The 15,214-nt window shown below is 60.8% G+C and carries 15 protein-coding genes; 12 read left to right on the plus strand and 3 right to left on the minus strand.

What is annotated here, in order from left to right; translation table 11 throughout:
• The first annotated feature begins 53 nt into the window (after positions 1-53).
• The 7 genes from JZX89_RS07120 (at position 54) to JZX89_RS07150 (ending at position 8,268) form a co-directional block, all read left to right on the plus strand.
• Positions 54-1,127 (plus strand): ABC transporter ATP-binding protein, encoded by a 1,074-nt coding sequence (locus tag JZX89_RS07120; RefSeq protein WP_149899769.1) that lies wholly within the window; start codon positions 54-56, stop codon positions 1,125-1,127.
• Positions 1,124-2,002 carry an ABC transporter permease gene (locus JZX89_RS07125; RefSeq protein ID WP_207133591.1) on the plus strand — a complete coding sequence of 293 codons (879 nt, stop codon included), beginning with the start codon at positions 1,124-1,126 and terminating at the stop codon, positions 2,000-2,002. The genes JZX89_RS07120 and JZX89_RS07125 overlap by 4 nt, the downstream gene beginning before the upstream one ends.
• A gap of 12 nt (positions 2,003-2,014) precedes the next feature.
• Positions 2,015-2,809 (plus strand): ABC transporter permease, encoded by a 795-nt coding sequence (locus tag JZX89_RS07130; protein WP_149899771.1) that lies wholly within the window; start codon positions 2,015-2,017, stop codon positions 2,807-2,809.
• 175 nt (positions 2,810-2,984) lie between these two features.
• Positions 2,985-4,382: an NAD(P)/FAD-dependent oxidoreductase gene (locus JZX89_RS07135; RefSeq protein WP_207133592.1), complete on the plus strand. Its 1,398-nt coding sequence runs from the start codon at positions 2,985-2,987 to the stop codon at positions 4,380-4,382.
• A complete protein-coding gene (locus JZX89_RS07140; protein ID WP_207133600.1) occupies positions 4,379-5,641 on the plus strand; it encodes an FAD-dependent oxidoreductase in 1,263 nt (420 codons plus the stop codon). Before JZX89_RS07135 ends, JZX89_RS07140 begins: the two co-directional genes overlap by 4 nt.
• Positions 5,641-7,035: an FGGY family carbohydrate kinase gene (locus JZX89_RS07145; RefSeq protein ID WP_207133602.1), complete on the plus strand. Its 1,395-nt coding sequence runs from the start codon at positions 5,641-5,643 to the stop codon at positions 7,033-7,035. The genes JZX89_RS07140 and JZX89_RS07145 overlap by 1 nt, the downstream gene beginning before the upstream one ends.
• A 120-nt stretch (positions 7,036-7,155) precedes the next feature.
• On the plus strand, positions 7,156-8,268 hold the full coding sequence (locus JZX89_RS07150; RefSeq protein WP_174373153.1) for an endonuclease/exonuclease/phosphatase family protein: 1,113 nt from the start codon (positions 7,156-7,158) through the stop codon (positions 8,266-8,268).
• Between the two features lie 192 nt (positions 8,269-8,460).
• On the opposite strand, the gene JZX89_RS07155 is transcribed toward JZX89_RS07150, so the two are convergent.
• Together JZX89_RS07155 and JZX89_RS07160 are read right to left on the minus strand one after the other, a co-directional pair.
• Complete coding sequence (locus JZX89_RS07155) at positions 8,461-9,216, minus strand: YggS family pyridoxal phosphate-dependent enzyme (RefSeq protein WP_207133604.1); 756 nt, start codon at positions 9,214-9,216, stop codon at positions 8,461-8,463.
• Positions 9,213-9,962, minus strand: coding sequence for a glutamine amidotransferase (locus JZX89_RS07160; protein ID WP_207133605.1), 750 nt, complete (start codon positions 9,960-9,962; stop codon positions 9,213-9,215). The genes JZX89_RS07155 and JZX89_RS07160 overlap by 4 nt, the downstream gene beginning before the upstream one ends.
• Here JZX89_RS07160 and JZX89_RS28960 point away from each other — a divergent pair.
• Positions 9,940-10,278 (plus strand): hypothetical protein, encoded by a 339-nt coding sequence (locus JZX89_RS28960; protein ID WP_440131598.1) that lies wholly within the window; start codon positions 9,940-9,942, stop codon positions 10,276-10,278. The two genes, JZX89_RS07160 and JZX89_RS28960, sit on opposite strands and share 23 nt — an antisense overlap.
• A 52-nt stretch (positions 10,279-10,330) precedes the next feature.
• Positions 10,331-11,767: a MocR-like pyridoxine biosynthesis transcription factor PdxR gene (gene pdxR / locus JZX89_RS07170; protein WP_207133609.1), complete on the plus strand. Its 1,437-nt coding sequence runs from the start codon at positions 10,331-10,333 to the stop codon at positions 11,765-11,767.
• Between the two features lie 79 nt (positions 11,768-11,846).
• On the opposite strand, the gene JZX89_RS07175 is transcribed toward pdxR, so the two are convergent.
• Positions 11,847-12,782, minus strand: a complete 936-nt coding sequence (locus JZX89_RS07175) for a LysR family transcriptional regulator (RefSeq protein ID WP_207133611.1) — start codon at positions 12,780-12,782, stop codon at positions 11,847-11,849.
• Positions 12,783-12,923: 141 nt separating this feature from the next.
• Here JZX89_RS07175 and JZX89_RS07180 point away from each other — a divergent pair, with 141 nt between their 5' ends.
• The 3 genes from JZX89_RS07180 to JZX89_RS07190 all read left to right on the plus strand — a co-directional run bounded on the left by JZX89_RS07180 (position 12,924) and on the right by JZX89_RS07190 (position 15,200).
• The gene (locus JZX89_RS07180) at positions 12,924-13,790 is read left to right on the plus strand and encodes a pirin family protein (protein WP_207133612.1); all 867 of its coding nucleotides are present in this window, start codon (positions 12,924-12,926) and stop codon (positions 13,788-13,790) included.
• A 94-nt stretch (positions 13,791-13,884) separates the two neighbouring features.
• Positions 13,885-14,565, plus strand: coding sequence for a hydrolase (locus JZX89_RS07185; protein WP_174373160.1), 681 nt, complete (start codon positions 13,885-13,887; stop codon positions 14,563-14,565).
• 248 nt (positions 14,566-14,813) lie between these two features.
• A complete protein-coding gene (locus tag JZX89_RS07190; RefSeq protein ID WP_369809538.1) occupies positions 14,814-15,200 on the plus strand; it encodes a DoxX family protein in 387 nt (128 codons plus the stop codon).
• Positions 15,201-15,214 lie beyond the last annotated feature (14 nt).

Raw genomic sequence — 15,214 nt, forward strand, 5'->3', positions numbered from 1 at the left:
GCCGGACATGTCCTGGAGAAAGGCAAAAAGCCAGAATGGGAACTTCAGACATCATGCAGCCCGGATTCCTCTCGATTCGTTCACTAACCAAGCGCTACGAGACCATGGTCGCCGTAGATGATCTCAACCTCGAGATTCCCAAGGGCGAACTGGTTGCCTTCCTCGGTCCTTCGGGTTGCGGCAAGTCGACATCGCTGCGCATGATTGCGGGCCTCTCTCCCGTCTCGTCAGGTTCGATCTTGATTGGCGGCAAGGATGTGACGCAGCTTGCGCCTTACAAGCGCGACATCGGCCTCGTTTTCCAGAGCTATGCGCTTTTCCCTCACATGACGGTTTTGAAGAACGTCATGTTCGGTCTTGAAATGCGCAAGGTGCCGGCTGCCGAGGCCGAACGCCGTGCGCGTGAAGCCATTGCCATGGTGCATCTGGAAGGGCGCGAGGACCGCCGTCCCGCCCAGCTTTCCGGCGGCCAGCAGCAGCGGGTCGCACTGGCGCGCGCCCTCGTCATCCAGCCTTCCATCCTCTTGTTCGATGAGCCGCTCTCCAATCTTGACGCCAAGTTGCGCGACGAGATGCGCGCCGAAATCCGCCGTATCCAGAAACAGCTCGGCATCACCTCCATCTTCGTCACGCATGATCAGGTCGAGGCGCTCAGCATGTGCGACAAGGTCGCCGTCCTCAACGGCGGGCGCCTGGAACAGCTCGGTACGCCGCACGATCTCTATGAGCGCCCGGCGACGGCTTTCGTTGCTTCCTTCGTTGGCCGCACCAACAGGCTGGTCGGCAACGCGGCCGGCGATCGCATCACGGTCGGCGATGCGGTTTTGCGTGCACCCGGCTCACACGCCGGCAAGATCGACCTGATGGTACGGCCACATCGCATGGCCATGACGATTGCCGGCGACGCTGTGCCTGATTTCAATGGAGCGCCGGTCAACCGCATCGCCGGCGAAGTGCGCGATGTCTATTATGCGGGCGACATTCTCCACTACGAGATCGCCGCCGGCGGGCAGATTATGTCCGTGGAGCGTGCGACGTCCGGTGGCGAAACACCGGTAGTGGCAGGTAGCGCAGTCAGCCTCGTCTGGCGCGTGGAGGACACGCTGGTTTTCGGAGCAAACCAATGACAGCGTCGGTCATGATCACGGCTCCCGGCAGCCGCACCTCCTCCATCGTATTTCTGGCAACGCTCCTGCTCGGACCGATCATCGCGGTCAATGGTCTGGCTTTCGTGATGCCCGTCTTCAACCTGCTTTTGCTTTCCTTCCGCGAAAGCCTCGGCGGCGGCGGTCTCGGGGAAGCCCACACGCTTGAAAACTGGTCGTCCACCCTGACAGACGGTTTTTATATCGAACTGATCGGACAGAGCATCCTGACCAGCCTTATGATCACGGTTCTGACGCTGGTCGCCTCCTACCCAATCGCTCTTTATCTTCACAGGGCGCAGGGCCGCTGGAAGACGCTGCTGCTCGTACTCGTCATTTCGCCGCTGCTCACCTCGGCGGTGGTGCGCACCTATGGCTGGATCGCGATCCTTGCGGATGACGGCCTCATCAACAACATCCTCTTCGCACTGGGCGCTGAAAGCGGCGTGCGTCTGTTGTTCAACAAGATCGGCGTGGTCATCGGCCTCACCGAAATCCTGATGCCCTATATGATCCTCGCATTGCTTGCCGGTTTCGGCAGGCTTGATCCACGGGTCGAGGAGGCTGCCGAAACGCTCGGCGCATCGCCCTGGAAAGTCTTCTGGCGGATTATCGTGCCGCTCACCATGCCCGGCGTTGCGCTCGGTTGTCTGCTCTCCTTCGTTCTGGCCGTCAGCTCGTTCATCACCCCCAAGCTGCTCGGCGGCGGCCGCGTCTTCCTTCTGGCGACGGAAATCTACGATCAGGCCATTGTGACGCTCAACTGGCCCCTCGCCGCAACGCTTTCGATGATCATCCTCGTGATTTTCGGGGCTGCCCTGGTGCTCTATTCCCGGCTTCTGCGGGCTGTTCTGTAAAGGAGATCGAAGATGGAAGAACGTCCCGTTCCGCTGGCGCTGAAAATTATCGCCTTTGTCATGTTCCTCTTTCTGCTTGCGCCCGTGGTGCTCGTCGTGCCGATCTCCTTTTCGGCCGACAGCTACATGACCTTTCCGCCTTCCGGCTGGAGCCTGCGCTGGTATATCGAGCTCATGCACAATTCCAAGATGATTGGCGCGCTGGGCACCAGTACGCTCCTCGCCGTCATCGTCACGGTGCTGTCGATGCTGATTGCGCTGCCGGCCTCCTACGCCATCGTCCGCATGCGGGTGATCGGCGCAGATGCATTGCTTGCCTTCTTCACAGCGCCCCTGCTTCTGCCGACCATCGTTCTCGGCCTCGCGATCCTGATCGTGTTTGCCGGTGCAGGTCTGCTCGGCACGTTCACCGGCCTGGTGATCGCGCATCTCATCATCGTGCTGCCCTACGCCCTGCGTGTGCTCACCACGTCGCTCGCCGGCCTGCCGCTGATATTCGAAGAGGCCGCCTCGACGCTCGGGGCTTCGCCGTTCACCGTCTTTAGCCGTATCACCATGCCGATGATCGCGCCGGGCGTTGTCGCGACGGCGGCGCTTTCCTTTCTCGTCTCGTTCGATGAGGCCGTGATTTCGCTGTTCCTCACCGGTCCGCGTATCACAACGCTCCCTGTCGCCATGTATCAGCATGTCGAAACCCAGGCTGATCCGCTTGTTGCGGCCATTTCCGTTCTTCTGATCGTGCTGACGCTTGCCGTCGTCCTGATCGTCGATCGAACGGCGGGCCTGACGAAGACTTTTGTCAAATAAGGGCGGGAGGCCTATCGAGAAATATTCCTCGTGAGGCCGATTAAATTCAAAGGGTCGGCGCCGGCTTTGTCTGGCCGGAACCAGCACTAATTTCATTCCCGTTGATGAACGCCTCCTGCATCGGCGCGATCCGTCACGTCTGTTGATTTCGTTTTGAACTACGAAGGGGAAACCAATGGTCCAGAGCCTCTCCACGGAATTCGACGTTGCCGTCATCGGTGCCGGGGTTGTCGGCTGCGCGGTCGCCCGTCGTTTCGCTCTGGCCGGTGCGAAAGTGGTCGTCATCGAGAAGGGCGCTGATATTCTCTCCGGGGCTTCGAAGGCCAACAGCGCCATTCTTCATACCGGCTTCGATGCGCCGGGAGGCAGTCTGGAACTGGAACTGGTAAAGGCGGGTCGGGCGGAATATCTGTCCATCCATGGGCAGATGGGCCTCAGCCTCGTCGAGACCGGTGCACTTGTCTGCGCCTGGAATCCGGATGAGGCGGAGAGACTGGCGGCGATTGCCGAGCAGGGGCGGCGCAACGGCATTGCCGAACTCGACCTTCTAACGGCCCGGCAGGCCCGCGAAACCATGCCCGGCCTGTCCGGCCATCTCACCGCCGCGCTCGAAGTTTCGGGCGAACACATCATCGATCCGTGGTCCGCGCCGCTGGGCTATCTCACGCAGGCAGTGGGGTTGGGGGCGCAGCTGGTGCGCAATGCCGAAGTCCTGTCCGGTTCGTTCGATGGCGCGTGGCGGATCGAGACGACGGCGGGTCCAATCCTTGCCGCAAGCGTTGTCAACGCCGCCGGGTTGTTTGGTGATATCGTTGATGTGCGGCTGGGGCTTTCGCCCGAATTCACCATCATGCCGCGCAAGGGACAATTCGTCGTTCTCGATAAGGCTGCCCGCCGGCATGTGCCGCGCATCGTCCTGCCTGTTCCCACCGAAATCACCAAGGGCATCGTGGTCTGTCCCACCGCCTTCGGCAATGTTCTGATCGGCCCAACGGCGGAAGAGCAGGATGACCGCGAGCGGGCGACCGTGGAGACGGCGACGCTGGAAGCGCTGCTGAAGCGCGGCGCGGAGATCGTTCCGGCACTCGCTCCCATTTCCGTGACCGCCGTCTATGCCGGCTTGCGCCCGGCATCTGACAAGAAGCATTACCGGATTTCCGCGCGGCCGGACCGGCGGGCGATCACGCTCGGCGGCGTGCGTTCCACCGGCCTCAGCGCTGCGCTCGGGCTGGCACAGCATGCGTTGACGCTTCACGCAGGTTTCGGCACCCGCTTTGAACTGCCTCTCTCCGTGCCTGACGTGACGATGCCCAACCTGACCGAAACCTGCGAGCGGGACTGGCAGCGTGCCGATCACGGTGAAATCGTCTGCCATTGCGAACTCGTCACCCGGCGTGAGATCGATGCGACATTTTCCAGTCCGGTGCCACCGGGCGATTTTGGCGGGCTGCGCCGGCGCACCCGTGCCGGCATGGGGCGCTGTCAGGGGTTTTATTGCAATGCCCGGCTCGCCGCGATGACGGGCGAACGTCTGGCCGTACCGCTTGCGGTCAGCGCGGGAGACGAGCCATGAGCACCGTGAAGCCTTTTCAGCAAGAGCGTGAAGAGGCTTCCTATGCCGATGTCATTGTGGTGGGCGGCGGCCCGGCGGGCGTGGCGGCAGCTCTGGAGCTGAAAGCACGTGGCATCGCGCATGTGATGCTCCTCGAGCGCGAGCCGACGCTTGGCGGCGCGCCCCGGCATTGCTCGCACTCGCCTTTCGGTATGCGCGAATTCGGGCGCGTCTATTTCGGCCCGGCCTATGCGCAACGCCTAGAGAAGGAAGTGCAGGATGCCGGTGTCGATATCCGCACCGGTCATTCCGTGGTCGAACTCGGACAGGATGGCGCATTGCTGGTCACATCGGCGCGCGGTGTCGAGAGCATGAAGGCCCGGCGCATCGTGCTGGCCACCGGCGCACGGGAAAAACCACGCTCGGTGCTGCTTCTGCCCGGCGACCGGCCGGTGGGTGTGATCACCACCGGCGCGCTGCAATCCTATGTTGCCTTTCATGGCATCATGCCCTTTCGTCGGCCGCTTGTCATTGGCTCTGAACTGGTTTCATTCTCTGCGCTTCTCACCTGTCTGACGCATCGCGCGCGGCCTGTGGCGATGATCGAGCCTGAGCCGGAACCGCTGGCACGGTTGCCTTTTCAATGGTTTCCGCGACTGGTCGGGGTGCCGTTTCATTGTGGTGCCGTGCTTATGGACATTCGCGGGCGCGGCCGTGTCGAGGAGGCTGACATCCGACTGGCGGATGGCCGTCTCCTGACTGTCAAGTGCGATGGTATTCTTATGACCGGCCGGTTCACGCCGGAGGCGGCGCTTTTGAATGCATCCGCAGTCGATGTGGCGGCAGGCAGCGCCGGTCCGATGATCGATCAGGACGGCCGGATGGCTAACCCTGTCTTTTTTGCCAGCGGAAACCTGTTGCGGGCCGTGGAAACGGGCGGCTGGTCGTTTCGTGAAGGCCGCCGCGTGGGCGCTGCCGTTGCCGCCGATCTTGCCCGCGAACCCTGCAACGACCGGGCGATACCCGTCACTTTCGCTGACCCGCTCAAACTCGTGGTACCCACCATGGTGCGCAGGGGAGGGCTTGACCGTCCCGCTTTTCGCGACTTTCAGCTACGTTTTACCAAACGTGTTCAAGGTCGGCTTTCGCTTCATCTTGATGGAACGGAAGTGTGGAGCAAGAGCGGCCCGTGGCTGCCGGAGCGCCGTGTGCTCGTGCCCATTCCCCGCGCTGCGTTTGAAGCAAGCCAGATTGCCTTTGACTTTCGGGAGACAAATTGATGCGCATTGCGGCGATCGATCAGGGAACGACATCGACGCGATGCCTTGTGGTCGGCGACGGCATGGCGCAGGTCGTCTCCAGCCTGCGTCATGCGCAGTTCTATCCGGCGCCCGGCCATGTGGAGCATGACCCCGAAGAACTGTTGCGCAATATCCGCGCGGTGCTTGCCGCTGCCGGGCCGGTGGATGCCATTGCCATAGCCAATCAGGGCGAGAGTTGCCTGGCGTGGGACGCCGAAAGCGGTGAGGCGCTGTCGCCGGTCATCGTCTGGCAGGATGCCCGCACCGCCGATGCTCTTGCCGCTCTGCCGCCATCGGCAGCGGATCGTTCGAAAGAGATTTGCGGCTTGCCGCTTGATCCCTATTTTTCGGCAAGCAAACTGTCCTGGCTGGTCGAGCATAATCCAGCCGTGGCGCAGGCAAGGGCGGCCGGGCGGTTGCGGCTGGGCACCACCGATGCGTTTTTTCTGGATCGGCTGGCCGGCTGTTTCCGCACCGATCTTGCAACGGCTTCGCGCACCGGGCTGCTTGATCTGGCAACCGGAGGCTGGAGCCCGGAACTCTGCATGCTTCACGGTGTGCCGCTGGATTGCCTGCCCGTTATCGGCCCTGTCGATGGCGGTTTCGGCGCAATCGAGGCAACGCCCGTCCGCGTTTCCATCGTTGATCAGCAGGCGGCGCTTTACGGGCATGGTTGCCGCAAACCCGGTGATTGCAAGATAACCTTTGGCACGGGAGCTTTCCTGTTGGCTGTTGCTGGTAACGAGCGCCCGCTGACGGGGGAGCTTTTGCCGACTATTGGCTGGCACAGGCAAGGCGCGCCGGCCGTTTTCGCTATCGAGGGAGGGGTATACGATGCCGGTGCCGCGCTCGAATGGGCGCGAAAGGTCGGCCTATATGCGGATAATGCCGAACTCGACGGTTTCGAGGGACCATCGGCCGTTCGGCGCGGCCTTGTGTGCGTGCCCGCATTTTCGGGCCTTGCGGCACCCTATTGGGACAGACAGGCCGTGCCGTTGTTCATCGGTATGGAACACGCCACCGAGCGGCGCGACATGGTGCGTGCGTTGCTGGAAGGTATTGCGATGCTGACGGTTCGATTGATCGATGCGATGCCGGCTGCAACCCCCATCGGTGACACGATCTCGATCGACGGTGGCCTGTCGAATAGTCGCTATTTCGCCCGTTTTCTGGCGGCCGCCAGCGGCCGGACCATCTGCGTGCCGGCCATGCGGGAGTTGACGGCGCTCGGTCTGGCGGAGCTGTGCGGTATCGATGTCGCCGCCATGCGAAACGATACAGAGATATTCATGCCCGATGGATCGGTTGATGCCGCAGATCATGATCGCTTCGCACGTGCCGTGGACAATGCGCGGACGTGGCGCAACGCGTAAGCTTTCGTGAGGACGATCTTGTCCATCGGCGTGCCCGTCGTAAATTTCCTCTGCCAGACCGAACTGTCGTGTCTTTGAAATGTAAAACGGGCATCATCCCTGCAACCTGGGGAGGATCAGATGCGTCTTGCTGTCTACAACGTTGAAAATCTCTTTGATCGCGCCAAAGCGATGAACCTTGGGAGCTGGGAAGAGGGAAAGCCCGTTCTGGAGCATTTCGCGGCGCTGAACCAGTTGCTTGGCCAGATCGAATATAGTGACGAAGATAAGGTCGAGATCGCCCGGCTCGTCGTCGCGTTAGGGATGGAGCAGTCCGACACGGGGCCTTTCGTCATCCTTCGCCGAAACCGTGGCGGTTTGCTCAAGCGGCCGACTGCGGGCGGTGTCGTGGTCGTTGCCGAAGGCCGGGCCGACTGGGTCGGGTCGCTGGAACTGCGCGACGAGCCAGTCAACGAGCACGCCATGCGCAACACCGCGCGGGTGATGGTTGATCTCGAGGCTGACGTGCTCGGTATCGTCGAAGTCGAGAGCCGCCCGGTGCTTTCCGCCTTCAACCGCGAGATTCTGCCGGCGATCGGCGGCACACCGTTTCGGCATGTGATGGTGATCGACGGCAATGACGAGCGCGGGATCGATGTCGGCATGATGACCCGCAAGGGTTATCCCATCGGCGCCATGCACAGCCATGTCGATGATTGCACACCGAACGGTGAGGCGATCTTTTCGCGCGATTGCCCGGAATATGAAATCACCACGCCCGCCGGCGCTAAGCTTATCGTCATGGTCAATCACCTCAAGAGCAAGGGTTATGGCGGAAAGGCTAAGTCGGATGCCAAGCGAAAGGCACAGGCAAAGCGTATCGCCGAAATCTACGAGAAACTGATCGAACGGGGCGTCGAATATGTCGCTGTTATCGGTGACTTTAACGATACCCCCGGCAGTGATCCGCTGGAGCCACTTCTTGGCGGCACCTCGTTAAAAGACATCTTCAAGCATGAGGCTTTTGATGATAGCGGTTACCCCGGCACCTATGGCGGGTGCACGGCCTCCAACAAGATCGACTATATCCTGCTGTCTCCAGCCCTTTTTGCAAAGGTCAAGGACGGCGGCGTGTTCCGCAAGGGCATGTGGCCGGGTGTTCGGCCGAAGAAGTGGGAAAGCTATGACGAGGTGAAGCGTCAGGAGGACGCCGCGTCCGATCATGCCGCGCTCTGGGTCGATCTCGACATTTGAATGCTGCCGGGGCGACACCGACTGATCTGGGGCGGTGGGCTGATCTGTCGCTCACGGTCGGCGACAGAGAAAACTCGTCTGGATCGCGGAGCCTTTGAAAAACAAATTGGCGGATGCGCCATGTCACTCAAAACCCGGAGCCATTCTGGTGTTCAAACGACTGGACATATGGCGCAGCGCGATGAAGGCCTCTTAAGTGGCTCCCGCCGCACCCGGCCAGTAATACGACGCCGGCAGGGCGCGCGCGCCGAAGACTGCCTGGCCGACACGGACAATGGTCGCCCCCTCTTCGATCGCCCATTCAAAATCGCCCGACATGCCCATTGAGAGGTCGCTTAAAGCTGCCCCCTGCGGTGCATCGGAACGCGCACGGTCGCGGATGTTGCGCAGGAGGCGGAAGCAGCGGCGGACCTCCGTTTCCTCAGGTGTGAAGGTTGCAAGGGTCATGAAACCCCGCAGGCGTATTGCGTCGAATGCCGTCAATTCCTTGAGAAAGGGTGCCACGGCATCGGGCGCGAGACCAAATTTGCTGGCTTCGCCTGACGTGTTGACCTGCACCAGCACATCCAGACCACGTCCCAGAAACTGCAGCCGCTTTTCAAGCGCTGTCGCCAGTGAGAGGCGATCGAGCGATTGCACTTCGGAGGCGAAACGCAGGACGTCCTTGACCTTGTTGGACTGAAGATGGCCGATCATCGACCATTGCGCCGGTTCGCCGGAAAGGGCTTCAGCCTTGCTGCGCCCTTCCTGCACCTTGTTTTCACCGAGATCGCCCGCTCCGAGGCGTATGGCTTCACGGACGCGTTCGGCCTCGATTGTTTTCGTGACCAGCACGAAGCGGACTGCGTCGGTCGGTCGGCCAGCGCGCGCGGCGGCGCTGGCGATCCGGGCCGTGACGCTGGAGAGATTTGCGGCAAGCGTGCCCGTGGGTTCGGAGGTGTTGCTCATGCCTCAGCCAGTCCGCGCGTGTTTGAATGTTCGGTCTCGCATTCAAAGTCGAGTTCCTTCAACCATTCGGTAAACATTTTGCGGGCAGCTTCGCGGAGTGCGGGTCCATGGCGCAAGGCATCCTTACGTATGCTGCCGGGGTCGATACCCGCGCCGGCCAATTCCGCGGCATGGCCGACGAGCCATTTTTCAAGGCCGGAACCGGCATCAACCTCGGGGTGAAACTGAAGCGCCAGCACATTGCGGTCAATTGCGAAACCCTGTGTCGCGCAAAGAGGCGTTGTTGCCAGATTGACGGCTTCTCTCGGGGTTTCAAAGGCATCGCCGTGCCAATGCAGTGTGGCTATGCCCTCAAGATGCCGCATCGGCCCCAGCCGCCCCGCATCGGTTAATGTCAGTTCCGAAAAGCCAATTTCCTTGTAGCCCATCGGTTCGACATTGACGCTGAGTGTAGCAGCGATCTGTTGCGCGCCGAGGCAGATGCCGAGGATCGGCCGGCCGGTGTAGAGACGATGTCGGATCAAGGCCCGTTCTTCAACAAGAAAGGGATAGGCGTCTGTCTCGTAAACACCGACCGGACCGCCCAGTATGATGAGCAGATCCGGCTCCGCCGGCTTGAAGGTTGCAAGATTCATCTCACCCAGATCGCAATAGCGCAGGTCGTAGCCGGCTTCGGAAAGCACGCTTTCGAAACTACCCAGATCCTCGAAATGAACGTGGCGAATGGCTGTTGCAATCCTCGACATCATCCTGCTCCCGGCATTAGCGCAGGGCTGCAAGATCGGCGCCGTGGTTTATGTGATAGACGGCGCCGTCAATGACGAAAGCCGGGACGGACTTGACTCCCGCTTTTTCGGCTTCGGCGAGGCGGAGTTTATTCTCTCCCAGATGAACGATCTCGACGTCGAATTGGCTTTTATCGAGAGAGGTTGCAAAGCGCTGTTCCGCATCAACGCAGACCGGGCATCCGGCATGATAGAATATTACTTTCTCGACCATCGTATTTTCCTTTCGGCTTCATCGGAGCGGCGGGTTGTCGCGCCGGTATCTGCCATGCAATAAATCTTATCCGGCCTAGTGTAATGAGCCGGATTTGAGAAAATGGATATGCCGGATGGGCAAGGGTGCGACACTTGTGATCGAATGGCGGCAGAAGGAGGGGGAGCCTGTCTTTCTTGCGATAGCACAGGCGATCATTACGGAAATCGAACGCGGGCGGCTGAAACCCGGTGATCCCCTGCCGGGTACCCGTGCACTTTCAAAAAACCTCGGTGTGAACAGGAATACGGTGGATGCAGCCTATCATGAGCTGCTGATGCAGGGATGGCTGGTGGCGGAGGCATCGCGAGGCACCTTCGTTGCAAGAGACCTGCCGGACTTTGCACAACACCGGCCCCTGCAAGAACCCGGCGGTGCGGAAAAGACCAGTGCTGCATCTGGCAAGCAGCCGGCGCTGAACCTTTCCGACGGGGCGCCTGATTCCCGCTTGGCGCCGACCGTACCGCTGGCGCAGGCATTTCGGCGCGCGTTGAATTCGCCCGTGTTCAGCGCCGATCATGGTTATGGCGATCCGCGTGGCAGCGCCCATCTGCGAGGGACCCTGTCTGATTATCTCAAGGGCGAGCGAGGGCTAGCGGCAGATGCCGGCGATATCATGGTGACACGCGGCAGCCAGATGGCGCTTTTCCTCGCCGCCGCAACCTGTGTCGAGCCGGGATCAGTCATCGCGGTTGAAAATCCGGGTTATCCGCTCGCCTGGGCCGCATTCCGGGCGGCCGGTGTCCGGACTGTGGGGGTGACGGTGGATGCCGGCGGGATCGATATTGATGCGCTGGAAAAGCTTGCAGTACGGGAAGCAGCGCTCAGAGCCATTTATGTCACGCCGCACCATCAATATCCTACCACTGCCACCCTTAGCGTCTCCCGGCGATTGCGTTTGCTTGATCTGGCGCGCCGTTACCGTCTGACGATCATCGAGGATGATTATGACCATGAATATCGCTTCGATGGGCGTCCTGTCCTGCCACTTGCCGCCAGAGCCGAGGCGGAAACGCCTGTTATTTATATCGGATCGCTTTCCAAGCTTATCGCACCCGGGATCCGCATCGGTTACGCCGTTGCACCGCCGATCCTGCTGCGCCGGATGGCTGATCTGCGCGAAGCGGTTGACCGGCAGGGTGACCTGCCACTGGAACACGCCCTGGGCGAGCTAATTCTCGACGGCACGCTCAGGCGTCATGCACGCAAGGCACGGCGTATCTATCATGCGCGCCGGGATCATGCCGCCGCCCTGCTTGCCGAGCATTTTTCCGACGTGGTGGATTTCACGCTGCCTGCCGGTGGGCTGGCCATCTGGCTGCGCATGCGCCCGGGGGTGAGTGCTGAAAGCTGGGCGCTGAACGCCAGCCGGCTTGGCCTTGGCATTCTTCCCGGGCTTCGCTTCGCGCTTGATCCCGCTCATCCGCCGGAAGCCTTCAGGTTTGGATTTGCCAGCCTCAGGGAAGCGGAGCTTGAGCGGGCGGTCAGAATATTAAAACAGGCAAAGCCGTGATGGCAGGTGTCGATCCGGCGGGATTGAATTGACTGGACCGGGAAACACCGGGAGCACCAATCGCCGCGTGCCGCAGCAATTATTCGTTCAGGTTTGCTTTGACGGTTGCCGTCTTCTCCTCGGCCGAAATGATCGCATATTCATCCGCCAGAAAGTCCAGAAGTGCGCGCACGGACGGCAGGAGACCGCGGCGCGAAGGGAAGGCGGCATGGATGATGCCGCTTCGCGGCGCCCAGTCCGGCAGGAGGTCGATCAGCCGTCCCGCCGCCACATCCTCTCTGATGACCATGGTGGGAAACTGGCAGACGCCGATGCCTTTGAGCGTTGCAAGCCGCAGGGCCACCATGTCATCGGTAATCAGCAGCGGCTGATAGGGAATTGCCGCCGAGGCACCGTTGGGACCAAGCAGGTTCCATTCGAAACTGCTGTGGGATGAACCCCAGGCGAGGCCGGTCATGTTGACGAGATCGGCCGGAACGGTGACGCCTGATTTGACGATTTTCGGACTTGCGACCAGCCGCTGTTCACTTTCCGCCAGCTTGCGGATGACTAGATCGCTGTCCTCGAGCGGGGGAAACCGCACCCGGATGGCAAGGTCGAAACCCTCGCGGATGACATCCACCCGGCGGTTGGTGCTTTCCAGATGGACTTTCACCTTGGGATATCTGGCCATGAAGCGGGCGATCATTTCTCCGACCTGAAAATAGATCACCGATGCGGGGCAACTGACCCGCACCGTGCCTTGCGGTTCCGCCCGAATGCGATCGATCACCTCCAGCGCCGCATCCGCCTCCACCACCATCGCCAGACAATGGCGGTAAAATTCCTGGCCGATCTCGGTAATCGCAAACTGCCGTGTCGTGCGCTGCACCAGCCTCACGCCAAGATCCTCCTCCAGCAGGCCGATGCGGCGGCTCAGCCGTGAGCGGGGTACGTCCAGTTTCCTGGCGGCGGCCGAGAACCCGCCTTGTTCCACGACGTCGACGAAGAGGCGCAGATCGTTCAAATCGGGCATGATGATGGCCTTTCATTGTCCTGTTTTCAGGACAGTATATCCTGATCTTCGATCTACCGGCCAGTTTGTTCCAGAACTATTTTGCTCTCACACGATCACCAGCGACCCTTCACAAGAAAGAGGGGCATCCAGGAGACTATGATGAGACAGGTTCTTGGCGTTTACAGCAGCACATCGCCGCATTGGGTAGGGGATGGATTTCCAGTCCGCTCCATGCTTTCGCATATGACCCAGGGCGAACATATCAGTCCCTTCCTGCATCTTGATTATGCCGGGCCGGAACGGTTTGCGCCGGGCAAGACGCCGCGTGGCGTCGGCGCTCATCCGCATCGCGGGTTCGAAACGGTGACCATCGTCTATCAGGGCGAAGTGGAGCATCGCGACTCGACCGGCAGCGGTGGTCTGATCGGCCCGGGCGATGTTCAATGGATGACCGCGGCTGCGGGCATCCTGCATGAGGAACGCCATTCCCGGGCCTTTACGAAACAGGGCGGTACGCTGGAAATGGTGCAGCTCTGGGTTAACCTGCCGGCCAGGGACAAATCCGCACCGCCCGCCTATCAGACCGTGCTCGACGGGGATATCCCCGCCGTGGCGCTGCCGGACAATGCGGGAACCGTGCGTGTCATCGCCGGCGACTATGCGGGACACAAGGGGCCGGCGCGCACCTTCACGCCGATCAATGTGTGGGATTTGCGTCTGACGCAGGGAGGGCGCACGATATTCGACCTGCCGGAAGGGCATAGCGTCGGTCTTGCCGTTCTTCGCGGAGCCATCACGGTCAACGGGACGCGATCGGCACGGGACGTTCAGTTTGTCATGCTTGATCGCGAGGGCGGCAGTTTCGAGATCACCGCCGACAGCGACGCAACGGTGCTTTTGCTGAGCGGTGCGCCGCTTGGCGAGCCGGTTGCCATGCAGGGGCCGTTCGTCATGAACACGCCTGAAGAATTGCAGGAAGCCTTCATGGATTTCCGGGCCGGAAAATTTGGCGGCATTCCTGCCTGAGCCATTCCCGTGGCTTTGCAAGGGGCCACGGGCCTCACCGGGCGGAAGTGATTTCAGCCCACAAGTCCATGCCTACCAACCAAGGAGACTTACAATGAGTACACCTGCCAATTTTAACGGCCAGCGGCCTGTCATCGATCCCGATGATGCGGTGATGCTTTTGATCGACCACCAGAGCGGTCTGTTCCAGACGGTGGCGGACATGCCGATGCCTGTTCTGCGCAGCCACGCAACAGCGCTTGCCAGAATGGCGACGCTGACGAAGATGCCCGTTATCACCACGGCATCGGTACCGCAGGGGCCCAATGGTCCGCTGATCCCGGAAATCCATGAAAACGCACCGCATGCGCAATATGTGGCGCGCCGCGGCGAGATCAATGCCTGGGACAATCCGGAATTCGTGGCCGCCGTCAAGGCGACCGGCCGCAAGACGCTGATCATTGCCGGCACCATCACCAGCGTGTGCATGGCCTTCCCGGCGATTGCAGCGGTTCAGGATGGCTACCGGGTGTTTGCGGTGGTGGATGCTTCCGGCACCTATTCCAAGATGGCGCAGGAAATCACCCTTGCACGGGTGGTTCAGGCCGGCGTGGTGCCGATGGACACGGCTGCGGTTGCCTCGGAACTGCAAAAGACATGGCATCGTGACGACGCCCAGGAATGGGCGGCAGTCTACACGAAGATCTTCCCTCCCTACCAGCTTCTGATCGAAAGCTACATGAAGGCGCAGTCGGTTGAGAAGAACAGCGAACAGCTCGATTCACAGCGCGGCTGATCGCAAAAGGCAAAAGGGCGGCGCAGCTTGCGCCGCCCTTGTTCGATCATGACGGAAGCCGTTCAATGCCAGTCAGGCTTCGGCGGTTCGCGCGGCTCATTTTGAAGGCATGCGCACAACAAGTTGTTCACGTTGTTACAGCCGCTCTCTTAATCGTCAATTTCAGAGGTGCGGCGCGGTGTTAAAACTCGTCGCAAACATCGAATAATTTTCACCAGGAACCTCCCATGACTGCAAAGATAAATGACGTGATCATCCTTCTGGCGCGCCTTTCCATCAGCGCCCTCTTCCTTCAGGCCGGCATCGGCAAACTCTTTGAAATTTCAGGTTTCGCGGCGTCTTTGGCCGCAAAGGGCGTGCCTTTTGCGGGCCTTGTCGTATACATCGTGATTTTGGTGGAAATTCTCGGCGCTGCTGCCTTGGTATTTGGGGTGAGGGCCAGAGAAACGAGTGTGATATTGCTGGCTTTCACCTGCGTCGCGACCTTGCTCAGCCATGCGTTCTGGTCGTTTCCGGAAGAGGCGCGTTCTGCCCAGCAGGGGCAGTTCTTCAAGAATCTGGCCATCGTCGGAGGCCTGCTTTTGTATTTCGCTACTGGACCCGGCAGATACCGCCTGGGGCAGAGTGCGAAGTAGCGCAGGCGCTGCGG

The sequence above is a fragment of the Agrobacterium burrii genome (assembly GCF_017313405.1).
GTDB lineage: Bacteria > Pseudomonadota > Alphaproteobacteria > Rhizobiales > Rhizobiaceae > Agrobacterium > Agrobacterium burrii.

Excerpts from the sequence above, each read along its gene's own strand:
- JZX89_RS07130 (WP_149899771.1), top strand. The coding sequence starts at position 2,015 with ATGGAAGAACGTCCCGTTCCGCTGGCGCTGAAAATTATCGCCTTTGTC.
- JZX89_RS07125 (WP_207133591.1), top strand. The coding sequence starts at position 1,124 with ATGACAGCGTCGGTCATGATCACGGCTCCCGGCAGCCGCACCTCCTCC.
- JZX89_RS07135 (WP_207133592.1), top strand. The coding sequence starts at position 2,985 with ATGGTCCAGAGCCTCTCCACGGAATTCGACGTTGCCGTCATCGGTGCC.
- JZX89_RS28960 (WP_440131598.1), top strand. The coding sequence starts at position 9,940 with ATGGCTGTTGCAATCCTCGACATCATCCTGCTCCCGGCATTAGCGCAG.
- JZX89_RS07180 (WP_207133612.1), top strand. The coding sequence starts at position 12,924 with ATGAGACAGGTTCTTGGCGTTTACAGCAGCACATCGCCGCATTGGGTA.
- JZX89_RS07155 (WP_207133604.1), bottom strand. The coding sequence starts at position 9,216 with ATGAGCAACACCTCCGAACCCACGGGCACGCTTGCCGCAAATCTCTCC.
- JZX89_RS07175 (WP_207133611.1), bottom strand. The coding sequence starts at position 12,782 with ATGCCCGATTTGAACGATCTGCGCCTCTTCGTCGACGTCGTGGAACAA.
- JZX89_RS07145 (WP_207133602.1), top strand. The coding sequence starts at position 5,641 with ATGCGCATTGCGGCGATCGATCAGGGAACGACATCGACGCGATGCCTT.
- JZX89_RS07160 (WP_207133605.1), bottom strand. The coding sequence starts at position 9,962 with ATGTCGAGGATTGCAACAGCCATTCGCCACGTTCATTTCGAGGATCTG.
- JZX89_RS07185 (WP_174373160.1), top strand. The coding sequence starts at position 13,885 with ATGAGTACACCTGCCAATTTTAACGGCCAGCGGCCTGTCATCGATCCC.
- JZX89_RS07120 (WP_149899769.1), top strand. The coding sequence starts at position 54 with ATGCAGCCCGGATTCCTCTCGATTCGTTCACTAACCAAGCGCTACGAG.
- pdxR (WP_207133609.1), top strand. The coding sequence starts at position 10,331 with ATGGGCAAGGGTGCGACACTTGTGATCGAATGGCGGCAGAAGGAGGGG.
- JZX89_RS07140 (WP_207133600.1), top strand. The coding sequence starts at position 4,379 with ATGAGCACCGTGAAGCCTTTTCAGCAAGAGCGTGAAGAGGCTTCCTAT.
- JZX89_RS07150 (WP_174373153.1), top strand. The coding sequence starts at position 7,156 with ATGCGTCTTGCTGTCTACAACGTTGAAAATCTCTTTGATCGCGCCAAA.